General features: G+C 26.5%; 1 protein-coding gene. It reads left to right on the top strand.

Annotation, left to right across the window (positions count from 1 at the left end):
• On the top strand, positions 1-225 hold a 225-nt coding region (locus tag HMPREF2933_RS10255), incomplete at its 5' end, for a hypothetical protein (RefSeq protein WP_261674319.1).
• Positions 226-362 lie beyond the last annotated feature (137 nt).

Genomic DNA, 362 nt, shown 5'->3' with positions numbered 1-362 from the left:
AAAAATGTAAGGCTAAGCAAAGAAGAATATAAAAATCTAAAAGAAAAACTAAACTCACACACAGAAATAATGATAAATAAACTATCAAGATACATGGAAAGCAGTGGCAAAACCTATAAAAACCACTATGTAACAATCTTAAAATGGTATGAAGAAGATAAAGAAAAACTAAGACAGAAAGGTTTAAATAAAAAAATGAACTATGATGTAGGAGAATCTTTATAGATAAAAGGAGGTGGAAAGCCACTATTAAAGACTTTAAGTCTAAAAAGGTATCAAAGTATGCCAGAGATAATAAAAATATAAATATGACACTTAAAAGGCGATTAGAAAATTAAAAATCTAATCGCCTTTTTTTATTG

Origin of the sequence: Streptococcus sp. HMSC066F10, assembly GCF_001813805.1 — a bacterium.
In the GTDB taxonomy this organism is placed as follows: domain Bacteria; phylum Bacillota; class Bacilli; order Lactobacillales; family Streptococcaceae; genus Streptococcus; species Streptococcus vaginalis.
This window is presented reverse-complemented; position numbering and strand designations above follow the sequence as displayed.